The sequence below is a fragment of the Halorubrum sp. Atlit-26R genome (assembly GCF_003666015.1).
Taxonomy (GTDB): Archaea; Halobacteriota; Halobacteria; order Halobacteriales; family Haloferacaceae; genus Halorubrum.
Genome location: NZ_QPLT01000240.1, coordinates 1 through 685, shown reverse-complemented (window position 1 = coordinate 685; position 685 = coordinate 1). Strand labels below are relative to the sequence as shown.

At 57.4% G+C, this 685-nt stretch carries 1 pseudogene; it reads right to left on the bottom strand.

The window, feature by feature from the left end:
• Positions 1–604 (bottom strand): annotated as a pseudogene (locus DVK07_RS20340) (transposase); the annotation flags it as partial.
• Positions 605–685 lie beyond the last annotated feature (81 nt).

Genomic DNA, 685 nt, shown 5'->3' with positions numbered 1-685 from the left:
CCCGAGATCGCGGAGACCTTCACGAAGGGATTGCTTGTCGTAGCCCTCATCGGCCGCAAGAGACCGCAGATCGCCCGCGTTTCGGCGGGCGATCTGCTCAGCGAGGTCTGCGTCGCTTCCTTCCCGATTCGTTGAGCAGTGAACGTCAAGAATGGCTTGAGACGCTGTATCGACGAGTTTCATGATTTTGAGCTTCTGAACGCGGTGGCTGATTCGCTGGCAGTAGTGGCGGCTCGCTGGTGAGCGGTCGTAGAAGATGGCGTCGATCGCAGCGCGTTCAGAAAGATCGTGTAGCTGCGCCGACTGGCGCAGCAGCACTCGACAGACGCTCATACTGATCCGGTCAAGGCCTTACACAGCGTGGGGGATGCGGAGAGATCGGCCGCATCAAGGCCGATATCCCCCGTTATTTGTGGCATCTCCTTGAGCAGGTCGATCGTCATACGGTACGACGTATCGAGGTCAATCCGCAGACAGCGGAGGAAACGAGTGCGTAGTCGGCCAATCCGCCGCCACCGTCCGGGGCGACGGATTCGCCTCCATCTCCAGTAACTCTTTGAACAACCGGCACAACCTCCCCGATGAAGCGGGAGATTTGAGTTATGAACAACTGTAGTCTTCCGCTTCAGTTCCTTTGATTTAGCGTCCCACCTCGCTGCTGTATAGCGATTCAACACAGCCATTT